This is a genomic window from Marinomonas phaeophyticola (genome assembly GCF_026966905.1).
Lineage (GTDB): Bacteria > Pseudomonadota > Gammaproteobacteria > Pseudomonadales > Marinomonadaceae > Marinomonas > Marinomonas phaeophyticola.
In genome coordinates, this window is record NZ_JAPUBN010000011.1 from 209,850 (window position 1) to 226,734 (window position 16,885).

Annotated in this window: 16 protein-coding genes; 11 read left to right on the top strand and 5 right to left on the bottom strand. The window is 40.4% G+C overall.

Annotation, left to right across the window (positions count from 1 at the left end):
• The first annotated feature begins 244 nt into the window (after window positions 1–244).
• Together rho and O1D97_RS04885 are read left to right on the top strand one after the other, a co-directional pair.
• Complete coding sequence (gene rho / locus O1D97_RS04880) at window positions 245–1,510, top strand: transcription termination factor Rho (RefSeq protein ID WP_269123856.1); 1,266 nt, start codon at window positions 245–247, stop codon at window positions 1,508–1,510.
• A 132-nt stretch (window positions 1,511–1,642) separates the two neighbouring features.
• Entirely contained in the window at window positions 1,643–2,359 is a 717-nt protein-coding gene (locus tag O1D97_RS04885; protein ID WP_269123327.1) for an NAD(P)H-flavin reductase, read from the top strand.
• 111 nt (window positions 2,360–2,470) lie between these two features.
• Here O1D97_RS04885 and O1D97_RS04890 read toward each other — a convergent pair whose 3' ends face one another.
• Window positions 2,471–3,412 (bottom strand): LysO family transporter, encoded by a 942-nt coding sequence (locus tag O1D97_RS04890; RefSeq protein ID WP_269123330.1) that lies wholly within the window; start codon window positions 3,410–3,412, stop codon window positions 2,471–2,473.
• 245 nt (window positions 3,413–3,657) lie between these two features.
• Here O1D97_RS04890 and O1D97_RS04895 point away from each other — a divergent pair, with 245 nt between their 5' ends.
• Complete coding sequence (locus O1D97_RS04895; protein ID WP_269123857.1) at window positions 3,658–4,971, top strand: MATE family efflux transporter; 1,314 nt, start codon at window positions 3,658–3,660, stop codon at window positions 4,969–4,971.
• A gap of 107 nt (window positions 4,972–5,078) precedes the next feature.
• Here the strand turns inward: O1D97_RS04895 and O1D97_RS04900 are convergent, their stop codons facing one another.
• Window positions 5,079–6,587: a cobyric acid synthase gene (locus O1D97_RS04900; RefSeq protein WP_269123332.1), complete on the bottom strand. Its 1,509-nt coding sequence runs from the start codon at window positions 6,585–6,587 to the stop codon at window positions 5,079–5,081.
• Between the two features lie 87 nt (window positions 6,588–6,674).
• On the opposite strand from O1D97_RS04900, the gene cbiB reads away from it, so the two are divergent.
• The 5 genes from cbiB (at window position 6,675) to O1D97_RS04925 (ending at window position 10,428) form a co-directional block, all read left to right on the top strand.
• Window positions 6,675–7,619 carry an adenosylcobinamide-phosphate synthase CbiB gene (cbiB, locus tag O1D97_RS04905; RefSeq protein ID WP_269123334.1) on the top strand — a complete coding sequence of 315 codons (945 nt, stop codon included), beginning with the start codon at window positions 6,675–6,677 and terminating at the stop codon, window positions 7,617–7,619.
• Entirely contained in the window at window positions 7,589–8,695 is a 1,107-nt protein-coding gene (locus O1D97_RS04910) for an aminotransferase class I/II-fold pyridoxal phosphate-dependent enzyme (protein ID WP_269123336.1), read from the top strand. The genes cbiB and O1D97_RS04910 overlap by 31 nt, the downstream gene beginning before the upstream one ends.
• 1 nt (window position 8,696) lies before the next feature.
• A complete protein-coding gene (cobU, locus tag O1D97_RS04915) occupies window positions 8,697–9,257 on the top strand; it encodes a bifunctional adenosylcobinamide kinase/adenosylcobinamide-phosphate guanylyltransferase (RefSeq protein WP_269123338.1) in 561 nt (186 codons plus the stop codon).
• Window positions 9,258–9,375: 118 nt separating this feature from the next.
• Window positions 9,376–9,861 (top strand): xanthine phosphoribosyltransferase, encoded by a 486-nt coding sequence (gene gpt, locus O1D97_RS04920; protein WP_269123340.1) that lies wholly within the window; start codon window positions 9,376–9,378, stop codon window positions 9,859–9,861.
• Window positions 9,862–10,017: 156 nt separating this feature from the next.
• Window positions 10,018–10,428, top strand: coding sequence for a DUF2914 domain-containing protein (locus O1D97_RS04925; protein WP_269123342.1), 411 nt, complete (start codon window positions 10,018–10,020; stop codon window positions 10,426–10,428).
• A gap of 121 nt (window positions 10,429–10,549) precedes the next feature.
• Here the strand turns inward: O1D97_RS04925 and O1D97_RS04930 are convergent, their stop codons facing one another.
• The 3 genes from O1D97_RS04930 to O1D97_RS04940 all read right to left on the bottom strand — a co-directional run bounded on the left by O1D97_RS04930 (window position 10,550) and on the right by O1D97_RS04940 (window position 13,986).
• Entirely contained in the window at window positions 10,550–11,947 is a 1,398-nt protein-coding gene (locus O1D97_RS04930; protein WP_269123344.1) for a DEAD/DEAH box helicase, read from the bottom strand.
• A 99-nt stretch (window positions 11,948–12,046) separates the two neighbouring features.
• Complete coding sequence (locus O1D97_RS04935; RefSeq protein WP_269123346.1) at window positions 12,047–13,231, bottom strand: sensor histidine kinase; 1,185 nt, start codon at window positions 13,229–13,231, stop codon at window positions 12,047–12,049.
• Between the two features lie 77 nt (window positions 13,232–13,308).
• A complete protein-coding gene (locus tag O1D97_RS04940; RefSeq protein WP_269123348.1) occupies window positions 13,309–13,986 on the bottom strand; it encodes a response regulator transcription factor in 678 nt (225 codons plus the stop codon).
• A 178-nt stretch (window positions 13,987–14,164) separates the two neighbouring features.
• Here O1D97_RS04940 and O1D97_RS04945 point away from each other — a divergent pair, with 178 nt between their 5' ends.
• Genes O1D97_RS04945 through O1D97_RS04955 form a run of 3 tightly spaced genes read left to right on the top strand, consistent with a single transcriptional unit; the run spans window position 14,165 to window position 16,876 of the window.
• The gene (locus O1D97_RS04945; protein WP_269123350.1) at window positions 14,165–15,790 is read left to right on the top strand and encodes a phosphoethanolamine transferase; all 1,626 of its coding nucleotides are present in this window, start codon (window positions 14,165–14,167) and stop codon (window positions 15,788–15,790) included.
• A gap of 2 nt (window positions 15,791–15,792) precedes the next feature.
• The gene (locus O1D97_RS04950; protein ID WP_269123352.1) at window positions 15,793–16,527 is read left to right on the top strand and encodes a phosphatase PAP2 family protein; all 735 of its coding nucleotides are present in this window, start codon (window positions 15,793–15,795) and stop codon (window positions 16,525–16,527) included.
• The gene (locus O1D97_RS04955) at window positions 16,514–16,876 is read left to right on the top strand and encodes a diacylglycerol kinase (RefSeq protein ID WP_269123353.1); all 363 of its coding nucleotides are present in this window, start codon (window positions 16,514–16,516) and stop codon (window positions 16,874–16,876) included. Before O1D97_RS04950 ends, O1D97_RS04955 begins: the two co-directional genes overlap by 14 nt.
• Window positions 16,877–16,885: the final 9 nt, after the last annotated feature.

The window sequence follows — 16,885 nt, forward strand, 5'->3', positions numbered from 1 at the left end:
ATTTACGAGACGGCCAATCAAACTGTTACGACTACTATGATTTAGTCATCTACTTTATTATTTCCTTATAGAGTGTATATAAGGTAAGTTATAAAGACTATTTATATGGATTTTTTTGTCTAGTATTCGTTTTAGTAATATTACTTCAATAAAAAAATTATACACTTATTTCACATTAACGTATTTATCTGAAGAGTAGACCCGTCCATTGTCCCTTAATGAGCAAACGCAAAACAACCCGTTTATGAACCTTACCGAATTAAAACAGAAATCAGTACAAGAACTATTAGACATTGCTGCCGAAATGGGGCTCGATAATATCGCCCGTTCCCGGAAACAAGATGTAATTTTTGCAATCCTTAAGCGTCACGCTAAAGGTGGTGAAGATATTTATGGCGATGGTATTTTAGAAATTCTGCAAGACGGCTTTGGCTTTCTACGCTCCCCTGACAGTTCTTACTTAGCTGGTCCTGACGATATTTATGTTTCTCCTAGTCAGATTCGTCGATTTAGTCTGCGTACAGGCGATACGATTTCTGGGAAAATTCGACCACCCAAAGATGGCGAACGTTACTTTGCGCTTTTAAAAGTTAATGAAATTAACTTTGATAAGCCCGAAAGTGTTCGTAATAAGATTCTTTTTGAAAACTTAACCCCCTTGTTTCCAGATGAACGTTTGTTGATGGAAGCGGGTAATGGTTCAACAGAAGATATTACTTCGCGTATTATCGATCTTGTTGCGCCTATGGGGTTAGGTCAACGTGCTTTGGTGGTATCGCCTCCAAAAGCAGGTAAAACCTTTATGTTACAAAATATCGCGAATGCGATTACTCGTAACTCACCTGATTGCCATTTAATTGTCTTGCTAATAGATGAGCGTCCTGAGGAAGTAACTGAAATGTCACGTACTGTTCGTGGTGAAGTGGTTGCTTCTACATTCGATGAACCACCTAGCCGTCATGTTCAAGTGGCTGAAATGGTTATTGAAAAGGCGAAACGATTAGTCGAGCATAAGCGTGATGTAGTGATTCTTTTGGATTCTATTACGCGTTTGGCACGTGCTTACAACACGGTTATACCTTCATCTGGTAAAGTATTAACTGGTGGTGTGGATGCAAACGCATTAGAACGTCCAAAACGCTTCTTTGGTGCGGCACGTAATATTGAAGAAGGTGGTAGCTTAACTATTATAGCCACTGCTTTGGTTGATACGGGTTCTAAAATGGACGAAGTTATCTTTGAAGAGTTTAAAGGTACTGGTAACTGTGAACTCCATCTAGACCGTAAAATTGCTGAAAAACGTACTTTCCCAGCCATAAATATTCGTCGCTCTGGTACTCGTCGTGAAGATCTATTGACGTCAGAAGATGAATTGCAACGTATGTGGATATTACGTAAACTGTTAAACCCTATGGAAGATGTTGCCGCCACAGAGTTCTTAATTGATCGCTTGAAAGTAACGAAAACCAATGATGACTTCTTTGAGTCTATGAAGGGCAAAAACAAGTAATTACAAAACTTGTGTCAAAAAGCCACTATAATAGTGGCTTTTTTGTATGTTGTCATAACGTACAGTTAATCAATTTGCTTATCATTTGATTTTTATTGAGTGCAACAGATAGGCTAATTTTGGAGCTATGGTGTGAAAGACGTAACGGCCCAAGTGGGTACGATTGAGCTAATTAATCATAATGTTTATCAAGTGACATTAAAGGTTGAAAACCTAGATTTCATTGCTGGACAATACTTGATGATTGTATTGCCTTCAGGTGAAATGGTGCCTTATTCTATTGGTAGTGCTCCACATGAATTACCTGAATTAACTTTGTATATCTTGGTTAATGATGACGCATCATTGGCCTATAAAGTAATTGATTTTTTAATGAGTCATACGGATATAACCATCAAGATGCCTGGTGGCGACAGTCATATAGAAGCGCCTCTTATTACTCCTAATGTGGACCATATCTTATTGATTGCTGGTGGCACGGGATTCTCTCAAATAAAAAGTCTTTATGATCACCTAAAATATCAAAACTATTCTGGTAAGGTGTCTTTTTATTGGGGGTTACGCACTCCAGAAGATGTCTTTCAAAAAGAGTGGCTGAAAGTAATGTCTGATACCGATAACGGATTTAGTATTAATGTGGTGGTTAATGAGCCAAATGATTCTTGGGGTGGACGTACTGGTTGGTTATATCAAGCCATCCAAGAGGATTTTACCGATTTAAGTCAGAGTGTTGCTTTTATAAGTGGTTCAGTCGCTATGGTATACGGCACCTTAGACCAATTACAGGCGTCTGGTTTACACGATGCTCAGTGTACTTCTGATGTTTTTGCCTATGCTCCTCGAAATTAAGTCATATTCAATTGTTTTAATACGTAACAATAGGGTTGTGTGATCATCGCATAGCCCTATAGCGACGCCACTATCCTTATCACTCCACTATGGTTTTCAATGCTTTTGTCTTTATTTGAATGACATTTCCAAAAACAATGGAATGAGAATTGGAGTTAGTAAGCTCATAATAAAACCACTTGCTATGCAAATTGGGATTACATTTGAACTGTGGAATTTACTTAACATTGGGAGCGTAAAATCCATTGCTGTGGCGCCGGAAAAACCAATCGATAAATGTGTATTTATTTTGGCAAATATAGGGATCAGCATAAGCGCTAAAATCTCTCGACTGAGGTCTAGTAAGAAGGCTGTTGTTCCTAAAACTGGGTTTCCAAGCCCGGTAATTAAAATCCCTGACAGACTATACCACCCAAATCCAGATACAACAGCGAGTCCATGCTGCCAAGGTAGGCCAATGATAAAAGCGGTAATTACTCCTGCCATTAGCGTACTGAAAATGGTCACGCTTGCAATAATAAGTCCCTGACTATTAAGAAATAATTTTCGTAATCGGTAGTTTCCTTGACGTAATTGACAGCCAATCAAAAACAAGAGTACATATAGAAGTAACATCACAAGACTGTCTATATGAGTTGAGAAGCTAGAGAATACGTATCCAAGTATTCCTCCAGCCACAACCCAAGCCAGTGTTTTTCCTGCTTCATGTAAAATAGCCCAACTTAGTACAGTGCTAGTGTCTGTAGTACTTAATGGTGATTGCGTAATGCTTTTATCTTCTTTAGAGGAGAGGTAACGCCCGGAAAAAAAGAGTGCGGTTAAACTCACTAGGCAGATCATGATTAAGAATAATACGGCTTGACGGCCTGCTGTTAACAACTTTTCGGAGAAGTCATCGAGAGCGCCTAAGCTAAAGCCAATCAAGGCTAATATTACATAGGTGAGTTGACTTAATAGGGTACTGACTCTTGACGGGGTTAGAAGAGAAACGTTAATCCAGTAACCCATTAGTAAGGCCAGCAATAAGGGACCAAGTGTAGAAAGAACAGTCATAAAGCGGCATAAATCCTTTTAAGAATAAGAGATTAGGGAAAAGTATTTTGTCTGTATCAGCCATGAATAGCAAGGTGAGCGTCGGATTTAAGAAAGTTAGGTTTGAATTTGTTAAATATGGATTAAAGCTGGATTATCTTAAATAAGATGCTACATTGTAGGGCGTTTTTTTACTATTTTAGGGAAGTAAGTTTGTGTTGAAAAAGTGGCCTAATTTAAGGGAAGTGCTATTTTTGCTTTTCCCTATGGTGTTGACTATGACACTGGAATTATCAACGAGCTTAGTCGATACATTGATGTTGGGGCATTATGATGCCTATCACCTAGCCGCAGTTGGGCTAGCATCGAGTTTATGGCTGCCAATAGGGTGTTTTTTAATCGGCATGTCCTTTGGGCTAACGCCTTTAATTACCAAACACTTGCATGGAAGACAGGTAAAGCTAGTTAATATTTACATGTCGCAAGCGGTTGGGGTCTGTTTATTTCTAGGCACTATCGGTGCGTTGCTAACGGCATTCGTTGCTCCGTTAGTCGTGCCGTTTATGGCGACAGAAGACGTCACAAGAGAAGTCACTATTGGTTATCTATGGCGAATAGCGCCGATTATTCCTATGCTGGGAATGATGACTGCCTATAAGAATTTATATGAATCGGCAGGCAGACCTCATTTTCCTATGTTGGTTGCGTTTATGAGCCTGCTGTTAAACATCTTTTTTAACTATTTATTAATTTTTGGTAAATTAGGCTTTCCTGAAATGGGTGCGAAAGGCGCGGCGATCGCTTCAACCTTATCTATATGGCTATCGGTACTTTATTTCTTCATTTATGATCGTTTTATTAATAAGCGACCTTTGTTTACTAAGTTAGTGCTGCCTTATGTGAAAAAATGTGGTTTGCTCTTGAGTGTGGGTATCCCGGCCGGTTTCGCATTCTCATTTGAAGTGGCTTTATTTTCCTCTCTTATGTGGCTAATTTCATCGTTTGGAGATTATGCTTTAGGGGCGGGACAAATTATTATGTCTTATACCTCAATTTTGTTTACGCCAATGATGGCGATGAGTGCGGTCACCGCGATTGTCATTGCTAAAGCCCTTGCAAATGAAGGGGTGAATGGTGTGAAACAAAGAATGAAAGTGATTATAGGACTTGGGACGGGTTATTTCGTCATCTGCTTTACAATAACGCAGATATTTAATGATGATATTCCTTTCCTGTATACGGCGAATAAAGAAGTGGCCATGATGGCGGCCAATATTTTAGTGGTGACGGCGTGTTACCAGTTTTCTGATGTCTTACAGACTGTTTTTACTGGGGCTTTGAGAGGCTTTAGAGACACTCGAGTTGCGATGATTTCATTTGGCGTTTCTTTATTTGGTCTGAGTATGCCTTTAGGGTATTGGCTTTCTCATTTTAGCCCTTGGGCAGACTCTTTAGGTGTCTTAGGCTTTTATATTGGTCTTTGGGCTGGATTGAGTTTATTGGCTGTATTACTAATTTTACGTTTTCGCTTTGTGTATAAGCGTGCTCAGCATCGGTTATTATCCAAAATCAACATGTAGTCTATGTGATAAAAGTTAAGTGTTAAACAAGCATTTATCCTGTTTGAGCTCCGAAAAGCGGTCGATTATTGACCGCTGATGGGTATCATTAATTCTTGGCAGTTTAGTTAAATAGAGAGTGAAAATTTTTCCGCTTGTGCTAGCAGCAAGTTGATGTCTATGTGTGATTCGCAAGAATCGGCTAAGCGATTAATTTCAGCATTGCGGTAGACGTCGTAATCAAATAGAGAGTGTGTTTTTAATCCTGCCCAATTGAGTATACTGTCTAATGCTGTTGGACTGTCAAAGAGCCCATGTAAATAGCTACCAATAATTTGTCCGTCTTGACTTATGTAACCTTCTGCTTGTCCATTATCAAGCTCTGCAAAAGGCTGATAAGGGTGATGATGAGTAGAAACACCAGAATGAATTTCATACCCTGAGATGTTTCCATCAGTTAACCATGTAGAAGATGTGTTGAGCTTCCCATTTTGCAAATGAAGCTGCTTTTCCGTGGCTAACTCGGTTGTCATATGGATAAAACCAAAGCCCTGCATTTGCTTAGGTTGATCATTTTCTAAACCTAAAGGGTCTTTTAGCTCTAATCCTAGCATTTGATACCCTCCACAAATGCCAATAACTTTACCTCCATAGCGTAGGTGCTTGCTGAGATAACTTTCCCAACCCTGTGCTTTCAAAAAGGTTAAGTCGGCTTGTACACTTTTACTACCAGGAAAAATCACTAGGTCCGCAGGTGGGATTATTTGGTTCTCTCTTACTAAAATGACATTTACTTGAGGGTGTAAACTTAAGGGGTCCCAATCGGTATGATTACTAACTCTTGGTGTTATTGGGATAACGATATTAAGTATGTTATCTGGCGTTTTTTTTGACACGAACGTATTTGCTGCTGGTTGTGATACAGCATCTTCTGATTCAAGGTAAAAGCCTTTTAAATAGGGTAGAACACCCAGCACAGGCTTTTTTGTTCGCTTTTCTAACCAATCTAGTCCAGATCGCAGTAAGTTAATATCACCTCTAAAGCGGTTAATAACAAAGCCAATAACCCGATCTTGTTCTGATTGGCTTAGTAATTCGAGAGTGCCTACTAAGTGAGCAAAAACCCCTCCCTTGTCTATGTCTGCAATGATAATGACAGGGCAGTTAACGCTTTCAGCAAATCCCATATTAGCAATGTCACGAGCACGTAAATTAATTTCTGCTGGGCTACCTGCCCCTTCAACGAGCACCCAGTCATACTGATGGCATAATCGTGAGAAAGATTCAATGGAGGCTTTTTTAGCAATCAATTTGTAATCGTGATAGCCGACGGCATTCATATTGCCAATGGCTTTGCCTTGTATAATGACTTGTGCGCCCGTATCTGTGTTCGGTTTTAATAAAATCGGGCTCATGTCCACATGGGGTTCGATCCCTGCGGCGTAGGCTTGTACGGCTTGAGCTCTACCAATTTCACCACCATCAGGGGTGACCGCACTATTAAGCGCCATATTCTGGGGTTTAAAGGGCGCAACCTTAATCCCTCTTCTGTGTAATAAACGGCAGAGGGCGGTAACTAAAGTGCTTTTACCGGCGTCGGAGGTTGTGCCTTGAACCATTAAACATTTTGGAGACATGAATCGTTATCGCTGTTGGTGATATTAAGATGGTAGAATTCTACCTGATTCTTTTGTCTAACACGGTAATTTTGAGAAAAACTCTTTATGATTTTTGAATGGTTTTCAGCATCGTTTTTTTCGCTCTTTGGGGCTCTTATATTAGATAGACTGATAGGTGAGCCAAAGTCTTGGCATCCCTTGGTGTGGTTCGGGAAATGGGCCGATAGCAGTCGCTTACAATTGCAAAGATCTTTAGACGATAGAACTTTTGATCAAAGGCGTGCTGGTATCTTGGCTTGGTGCCTGGCGGTTCTCCCATGGTTGCTTGTTTTACTCGTTACTTTTAGTTTGTTGCCAGTGGCTTTGTCTTGGTTGTTATCCACGGTAGTGCTGTATTTTTGTATTGGTTGGCAAAGTTTACGAGAGCATGCACTGGCGATTGAATTGCCTCTATTGAAGCATGATTTGGATACCGCTCGGACAGCCGTATCTCACATCGTTAGCCGTGACACCCAAGCCTTAACGGCAGAAGACGTATCAAAAGCGGGTATTGAATCTGTGCTAGAGAATGGGAGTGACGCTGTGTATGCACCTATATTTTGGTTTTTCATATTAGGCGCCCCTGGCGTTTTGTTGTATCGCTTAGCTAATACCTTGGATGCAATGTGGGGGTATAAGACAAGCGAATTGAAATATTTTGGTTGGTTTGCGGCACGTTTTGACGATGTCTTGAATTTCATTCCTGCTCGTTTAGTGGTTTATACCTATGCACTTTGTGGTATGGCATGGGGCAATGGTTCTCGTGCTCGACGTTGTGCCCGTCAACAATCTTTATATTGGAAAAGTCCTAATGCTGGCCCGGTTATGGCTGCGGGTGCCGGAGCGTTAGGCGTAAAATTAGGTGGAGATGCGGTGTATTTTGGTAAGAAAGAGTCTAGACCAATACTCGGTGAGGGGCGTGATCCTGCTGTTAATGATTTAACGCAAGCCATTACACTGATTGATCGAGGAGTTTTTGTGTGGGTTATCCTCATTTACGTTCTGATATAGACACTTTGGCACATGGTGGAAACTTAGAAAAAATCAAGCGGGAAGTGAGTTTGCCTCACGCAACCACTTGGCTGGATTTGTCTTCCGCGGTGAATAAAGAACCTTGGCCTATCCCGGCGGTGAATGTGGATAAGTGGATGGCGTTACCGGATCTTTATGAACTAAACCGAGCCGCATCAAGCTATTACGGTAGGAATAATAGCCTTGCATTGGCCGGGACACAGCAAGCAATAGAGTGGTTGCCAGTCATCTTGCCTCAAGTCGCTCAGCATTTAGCAACGCAAGACACTGTGATTATGCTGCCTCAGGTTGGCTATCAAGAGCATGCTAATGCTTGGGATAAGTGGGGCTATACCGTGTGTTATTACTCGACGGTTGAGTCTTTATTGGTGTCAAAGTGGGATATTGCTGTGGTAATTAATCCTAACAATCCAACAACGGAGCTCACTGGTTTGCAACAATTTGAGCGACTCATAGAAAGAGCGCATTCTCAAAATGGTTACTTACTTGTGGATGAAGCTTTTATCGATCCTATTAAAGACCAGAGCCTACTGTCTCATGGCATAGTTAATGATTGGCCTGAAAGTCTCATTGTATTACGTTCTGTTGGAAAATTTTTTGGGTTAGCTGGGGCTAGAGTCGGTTTTTGTTTTGCCTCGTCAGCGGTTTTAAGTCAATTACAACAAGTGATTGGACCTTGGCCAATTGCCACCGTGTCTGCTTATCTTACCGCGTGTGCATTTGAAGATAGAGAGTGGCAAAAACAGGCAATAGGGTCATTAGCTAGCAGACGGTCTGAATTTGAAGCTCGTATTCAACCCTTGCTTTCTCGCTGGCTTGTCTCTCTGGGTGGACAAGTAAGCTGGCGATCTGCTTCGTTATTTTTCTGTGTATTTTTAGAAAAAGCCGTAGCGGATGAGGCTTTCCAGTTATTACAAAATAAAGGCATTCATATTCGACTAGGTGATGGTTGGCTGCGCTTTGCTTTACCTGCTAGTCAAGAGTTTTCAGCATTACAAGAAAGAGTACTTTCTCTTTTAACGTTATCATCAATTGGTAATATAAAGGTGTCATAGTTTGAAGCATTTAGTCTTAGGTGGTGTTAGAAGTGGAAAAAGCCATTTTTCTGAAAGCTGGATTAATACGCAACTGCAAGAGCAGAAGGTAGATAAGATCACCTACATCGCGACCTCACAAGCCTGGGATGAAGAAATGCGTGCTCGTATTCACTCCCATCAATTAAGTCGACCCAGCAGCTGGGATTTAATTGAAGAGCCTATTTTATTAGCTGAGGCGTTAAAAAAAGTGGATGATCAAGGTAGTGGTGTGATTATTGAGTGCCTTACACTTTGGCTCACTAATCTATTGTGCCTTGAAGATGAAGGGCGTTTCGCATTTGAAAAAAGTCAATTCCTGTCTACACTTGAAAGCTTTCAAGGAAAAATTGTTATTGTTAGCGGGGAAGTCGGTTTAGGTATCATGCCAATGAACGCACTAGCTCGACGCTTTGCGGATGAGCTGGGGATGTTGAATCAAATACTTGCACAATTATGCCCGCAAGTGACTCTTGTATCAGCGGGTTTACCTCTGGTATTAAAGAATGAGAGCGATGGCTCTCAAAAAAGAAACTTTGATTAATTATTAGGTAAATTCATCTTAATTTAGTTAAAATTCACGACCAATTTTTATCATTGGTTCTCAGGTGAACGTCACCAGAGCCTTGATTTAGCCAATTTTGTCAGTTTAGGAGTGTTAAATGAATCCATATTCAAAGGATTACCCTGTTTCTTGGGAAGAGTTGCATCGAAATGCGCGTGCTTTGTCTTGGCGTTTATTGGAAAAAGGGCCTTGGAAAGGGATTATTGCAATCACTCGTGGTGGCTTAGTACCTGCTGCGATTATTTGCCGTGAATTAGACATTCGTTTAATTGATACAATTTGCATTGTTAGTTACTCTTCTGAAGGAAAAGAAGCGATGCATCAAGGCGAATTAAATATTTTGAAAGGTGTCGAAGGTGACGGAGAAGGTATGTTGCTGATTGATGATTTAGTCGATACTGGTAGAACGGCTCAAAAAGTAAGGGAAATGCTGCCAAAAGCACACTTCGCTACTATTTACGCAAAACCTGCAGGTAAGCCATTAATAGACACCTTTGTCACTGAAGTCAGCCAAGATACTTGGATTCGCTTTCCTTGGGATATGGAATATACGTTTTCACAGCCACTTGCTGACCGAAAATAATATACTGGATTTTTATGGTTAAGGTATTCTTTGTGCTATCTTTCGTAAAATAGAACAAGATTAGAAAACTTAATCTAAACTGATTAATATGAAAATTATATACATGCAACGTTATATTAATTAAGTATTATTTAATAAATTGAATAGGATTTGTATATGATATTGCGGTCAGTAATTAAATTATGCACATTGAGCATTTTGTCATTCTGCTTAGCCCAGCCTGCTATGGCATTGGTAGCACGAGCTCAATTTGCAAATGATGTCGTTGATCGTGAACCTATCAATGATATTGGTGATACGATAAAAGTTATGTACGGTGAAATTCAGCGTGTGTACTTTTTTACCGATTTACGTGACATGTCGGGCCATACAATCTTGCATCGATGGTTATTAGATGGTGTTATTCAAGCAGAGCTGCCATTTGATATCGGCGGAGACCGTTGGCGAGTATGGTCAAGCAAAAAATTGATGCCTGGTTTTGATGGGCAGTGGACTGTGGAAGTGGTAGATGATGGTCTAGTTATTGAGTCCCGATCATTTAATTATGTAGACGACTTTGATTCGTAACTAGTTTCTACTTTATACAACGATATGATCATAATAAAAAAGCGCCAAGTTCAATAAGAGCTTGGCGCTTTTCTAATTATAAAAGCTGAATAAATAGACGATTCATTCACTGTTTAATAAATTAGCTTGGTTTATTCGCTGGACGACGGCGAGGGGCCATAGGTTGACTACGTAGACCATCCTTTGGTTGTGACGTTGATTTAGTGGAAGGACGTTTATCGCTACTGCTTTTACTTTCTGACTTATTCGCTCTTGGAAGGTTACTGCCATTGCCTCCTCTTCCGCGACCCTTGTTACGGGCTTTAGGTGCAGCTTCATTTTGTCCTCCACGATTCGGCTTTTTGGCCTTCATTGGGCGTGAGTCTAATGTGGTAATCGGTACAATATGATTCGCTTCAAAACCATCCATATGACGGCGTTCTAGTACTTTTTGAATAAGTCGTTCAATAGCAATTAACTGATCAACTTCATCGGCGGCTACTAGAGAAACGGCATGACCACTTGCTCCTGCACGGCCAGTACGACCTATACGGTGAACATAATCTTCAGCAACATTGGGTAGATCAAAGTTAACAACTTGAGGTAATTGCTCTATATCTAAGCCACGAGCTGCAATGTCGGTAGCCACTAGAATACGAGTGACATTTTGTTTGAATTCGGCTAAGGCTTTGGTTCGTGCACCTTGACTCTTGTTACCATGTATTGCGGCAGCGGTGATGCCTTCTTCATTAAGCTGTTTTGTGAGTTTGTTAGCACCGTGCTTAGTTCGAGTAAAAACAAGTACTTGATGCCATTTATTGTCCTTGATTAATCGAACTAATAAATCGCCTTTTTCTTTTTTATCCACACAATGAATCCACTGTTTCACTGTATTGGCCGTGGTATTTCTTGGCGTCACTGAAATTTCTACAGGATCATTCACTAAACCTTTTGCAAGTGCTCGAATATCTTCAGAAAATGTGGCTGAGAAAAGTAAGTTTTGGCGTTGTTTAGGTAATACTTTCAATACTTTTTTAATGTCGTTAATAAACCCCATGTCTAACATGCGATCGGCTTCGTCTAACACAAGAATTTCAAGATTATTGAATTTAACGGCATTTTGATTGTATAAATCTAATAAGCGACCTGGAGTAGCTACAAGAATATCGACACCACGGCGCATTAAGGCGATTTGCGGGTTGATTTTAACACCGCCAAATACAACCGCAGATCGAAGCGGCATATTTTGACCATAAGTAGCGATGCTTTCACCTACTTGTGCGGCTAATTCACGGGTTGGTGTTAACACTAGGCAACGAACTTGATTGTCTTGCGATCGTTGTCCAGAAGCAAGGCGTTCTAACAAAGGTAATGTAAAACCTGCTGTTTTGCCTGTCCCTGTCTGTGCAGCGGCCATTACGTCTCTCCCTTCTAATACAGCTGGAATCGCCTGCTGCTGAATCGGAGTTGGGGTATTATACCCTTGTTTTTCAATGGCTTTTAGAAGGGGGGCACTTAAGCCCAAAGAGGCAAAACTCATAGGGTAAATCTCATATCAAAGGAAGAATAATAATCCACCAATTGCATTTGCTGGTCAGTGGCCGTGCAGCATACCTGATTGCTTTAGTTTCGACCAGTATTACCCAAATTGTGGTGCTTTTTTATGGTGAGGTTTGGTCAGCATCATGAAAAAAACGATAAATCGACTGCCACCTTGATGTGGTGTTTCAAACTGAATGTTCCAGTGCAGCTGATCTATGATACGCTTCACTATGCTAAGGCCAAACCCATAGCCTGTTTGGCTGCTTGCATTATTACTTCTATCGAATAAAAGCACCTGACTGTCGCTACCAATACCGCTGCCAGTATCTTCAATAATCAACTTGTCTTTGCATAACTGTACTGAAATTGAACCTTGTTCCGTGTGCTGGCAGGCATTCTTGAATAAATTTCTTAATACTACGCTAATGAGCTCTGGCTGAGAGCGTATTTCAACCGTGTCTTGGATATGTACATTGAAGGACACGGGTTTGCTTTCTAAGAGATATTCACATTGATGTCTTTGTTCTTGAATAAGCCTTTCTATCTGTACTGTCGAATAAGATAAACGTTCGGGGGATCGAGACAATAACAGCAAGGCAGATACTTGTTCGGTTGTTTCAATAGTCGTTCTTTTAATCCTATTTACGGTGTTGAGTAATTTAGGTTGGCCAGTTAAATTTGCTAAAAGCACTTCTGTTGCCCCTAAAATAACCGTTAGAGGTGTTCTTAGTTCATGACTGGTGTCGCTACTGAACACCCGTTCTCGTTCTAAGAAGTCTTGCAGTCTGGCGTTGCGCTCTTCTATTGCACGGGCAAGGGTGCCTATTTCATCTGTAGAGGTAATAGAAAAGTGCAATCTTTCGGCATCACTTTCTATTTCTTTTACCATGATAGAAAGCGGTGCAATGACGGAACGAGTAGAAAGTTTACTAAAGAGCCACGCAGATAGAATAGAGAAGAAAGAGGCTAAGATTAAAATGATTTCAATTGCGCTTTCTAGGTCTTCAAAAATCGATTTATTATCAATCACCATATACTTCTGACCATTAATATTAGCAACAATAAGAGTGACCTCTTTGCCTTCAATCTCGGTTTCTTGGAGGTTGTTTTGCGGTTGAAAGTGCTTTAATGATGTGGGTATGGTGCTCTCATTATAAAAAGACATTCCAGGAGGGGAGATATCGATATTTTGTTGGCTCTTTACAAACCGATTGAGCTCGAATGAGAGCTGTGGGTAGATAAGATACTCTTCAATAAATTCTTCTGAAAATCGAAAAATCATTATGAATACTAAGCAGATAAGAATTGATAGGCCTGTATAGGATAGGGAGATGCGGTTTTTTAAGGTTAAATTTCTAATCATTTTGGGGTGACCATACAGTAGCCAATCCCTTGGACGGTTTTAATCATTGGTGAGCTAAACGGTTTATCGATCACTTGCCGCATTGTATGAATATGTGTTCTTAAGGCATCACTATCTGGAGGGGAGTCCCCCCATAGTTGATATTCTAATTCTTTACGACTAAATACCTTAGGCGAATCTTTCATTAATATGGCTAAAATTTTATAACCGAGCGGTTTGAGCTGCAGTGCTTTTTCTTCTCGCGTAAGCGCTAAGGTTTGGGGGTCAAACTCTAATGGACCTAATGTTAAGAGTTGTTTTGTATAATTATGGGAGACCCGCCGACTTAAGGCGTATAAACGGGCTTCTAGTTCAACCAGGGAAAAGGGTTTTATAAGGTAGTCATCGGCCCCATTTTTGAGTCCAGTGACCTTGTCCTCAACGGTGTCTTTTGCCGTTAGCATAATGATAGGCGTGTTTAGCATAAGTTCTTGTCGTAGTCGTTGACATAACTGCACTCCGTCTAATCGTGGTAACATAATGTCGAGTATAATGACATCATAGCTGTTTTCTATAGCAAGAGATAACCCACTTAAACCATTTGATGCACTGTCAACGGTATAACCAAGTGGTTCAAAGTATTCATAGATGTTAGCCACAATATCTTTGTTATCTTCGACAATTAATATTCGCAATACTTGCTCCTAAATTTATCAAATGCCCCTTTCATAAAGGGGTATGTAAAGCTACTCAGTTAATTGAACTTGTCTCTCGTGCGTGTTTAACACTTTCTTAACATTTATCTAACACTGGCTTAACCGGTTTTTTCATACATTTGCAGTTCTTCTAATGAACAGAATGGCAATGCGAAGTATGATTTCTCTAATAGCACTCCCTAAACTCAACTTTCCACGTTATGTCATCATTCTTGTTGTGGCCTTGTTTATTGCTATAACAGCGAATGGAGCCTTCTTCAGTAAAGTGACGACATTATACCCTGTAAGCGATAACGTGGGCTTTATGGCAGCGTTAAGTATGCTGTTGTTTGCACTCTTAGTCTTACTCATGACGCTGTTGAGCTTAGTTATCCCAGTCAAAATAGTCAGTATTAGCTTTATTTTTATCGCAACCTTGTCAGCGTATTTTACGGATACGTTTGGCACTGTTATCGATTCTGACATGATCCGTAATACCTTAGAAACCAACACGGCAGAAGCCTTTGATATGTTTACTTGGGGACTATTATTAAAAGTAGTGTTTTTTGCCGTGTTGCCAAGTATTTTCATCTTGATCGTTAGCCTAAAAGAAGAAAGTATATTACACAAAACGGTCCGTTTGGCGTTATTAGCTATTTTGTCCTTTGCTATTTCAGGACTGTGCTTAGTATCAAATGGTAATCAATTTGCCAGCTTCTTTCGAGAACATAAATCGGTTCGTTATTATGTAAATCCAAGCTATCCGATTTATTCTGCCGTTCGTTATGTGAATGAGATATTTAAAACACCAGAAAGCCAAGAATTAGTCTTATTGAATACAAAGGTCACGCCTAAACCGGCGGTGAGCCGTTGGGATAATCGACGTTTAATGATTATGGTGGTAGGGGAGACGGCTCGCGCCGATCATTTCTCTCTGAATGGATACGATCGTTTAACCAATGAATTTACTAGTAATGAAGCCAGATTAATCAACTTTCCACATATATCTTCTTGCGGCACATCCACGGCGGTTTCTGTTCCTTGTATGTTTGCTTATCAAGGGCGAAAGGGTCTTGATGTCAAAACCACGAGAAGAACTCAGAACATATTAGATCTATTACAAGCCGCTGACGTGAATGTGTTATGGCGAGACAATAATTCGGACTCAAAAGGTGTTGCTGCACGTGTTAATTACCAGGATTACCATACCCGTGAGATAAATACTCAGTGCGATATAGAATGTCGAGATTTAGGTATGCTGGAGGGGTTACAAGAGTATATTAACCAGAAGTCTGGCGATATTATGATTGTACTGCATCAAATGGGTAGTCATGGTCCAGCGTATTTTAAACGCTATCCAGAAGCGTTCGCTTACTTTCAACCTGCTTGCTCTACTCCGGAATTATCTGATTGTTCACAGCAAGAAGTCATTAATGCTTACGATAATAGTATTCGTTATACCGATTATTTTCTTTCAAAAGTCATTGCACTGTTAAAGGCGAATGCGAGCTTTGACACCAGCATGTTGTATGTAAGTGATCATGGGGAATCACTGGGTGAGGCGGGTGTTTACCTGCACGGCTTACCTTATGCTTTTGCACCTGATGCGCAAACACATGTTCCTATGCTGTTGTGGACGGGAGAGTCCTCTTCAGTCAATGTAGAACAAACTAAGTTACGAGCGAATCAAGCGAATTCACATGATGCCTTATTTGATACCTTACTGGCTTTTTTCCATCTACAGACGAGCTTGTCACCGGCGTCTGATATCCCTTTAATCAGTATGAATAATAGGGTTGAATAAGCATGGCATTTTCTATTAAACCTTTTATCTATACTTTAGTGATGTTGTTGTTTACCGTGCTGATTTTCGAAACCACATCGCTTGATCTGTTTGTGCAAAACTCCCTGTATGATTTTACAGAAAAGCATTGGCTACTTTCCTTAGACAAAGGCAGTATGGTCCATTTTATTTTCTATGACGGCATCAAAGCATTATTAATTATTTTTGCCCTTATTCTGCTTGTGCTGTTGTTGTTTTTTAGAAAGCGCCCTTGGGTAAAAGAAAGACGGAAGGGGTTGATGACCGTTTTATTGTCACTGATCTTTATTCCTATGTCTGTTGGTATTGCAAAAGACATTAGTAACGTGGCTTGTCCTTATAAATTAACAGCTTATGGTGGCCGTATTCCCTACGTAGGCGTTTTTGAGTCATACCCCGACGGTTTAAAACCCGCTCAAACACAAAGGTGTTTTCCGGCGGCACATGCGAGTGGTGGATTTGCTTTGTTGTCTTTATTTTTCCTCGCTAGAACAAAAAAAGGTCGTACTCAAGCGGTAGCGGCTGCATTAAGTGTGGGGTGGCTAATGGGGGGGTATAAAATGCTTATTGGACATCATTTCTTAAGCCATACACTAGTCAGTATGATTTTTTCTTGGCTGATAATTTGCTGCATTGCGTGTGTTCTGCATGCCTCTTTTTTCCGACAAATTCACTCTTTTATTGATAAATTAAGGTTTTTATTAGATGAAAATAGTTAAGCATACGGGCCTAAAACGAATTTTTTTTGCGGCTGGGTATTCCGTTAAAGGTTTATGTCATAATTTTGTATACGAAGCGGCTTTTAGACAAGAGGTTATTGTAGCGTTAATACTGATACCCATTGCACTCAGTGTGGACGTGGAAAAATTAGAGCGAATTGTTCTTATCTTTTCCTTGATGTTAGTACTGTTAATGGAATTATTGAATACGGCGATTGAAGCCACGGTGGACCGCATTGGTTTAGAGTTTCATCCCTTATCTGGGCTTGCAAAAGACACAGGTTCAGCAGCGGTGTTAATGAGTGTTTTACTTTGCCTTTATACTTGGGTTGCTGTGTTCTTTTGCTAATTAACCTTG